The organism is Seonamhaeicola marinus (genome assembly GCF_008085455.1).
On record NZ_VSDQ01000809.1, the window covers coordinates 1 to 216 of the forward strand.

Here is a 216-nt window from a genome sequence, read left to right on the forward strand (position 1 = left end):
AATTATTAATGAATCTCTTTCTTGTATACTGATTCTAGCGGTGTAGTCTTTTTCGTAATCAATACTAGTAATTTTAAAAATCAACGAATCAACCTCCATTCTTGGTGTGTACCAATAATATAAAGTGTCTGCTTTTTCATCCTTGGTAATGTGGTATTCGAATTCTTCTGGTACTTCAGAAAGGATATCAATTTTCATGTTTTTATAATCACCCTC

The 216-nt window shown here is 31.0% G+C and carries 1 pseudogene; it reads right to left on the reverse strand.

Annotation, left to right across the window (positions count from 1 at the left end):
- Positions 1-198: pseudogene (locus FUA24_RS23645) on the reverse strand (hypothetical protein); the annotation flags it as partial.
- Positions 199-216 lie beyond the last annotated feature (18 nt).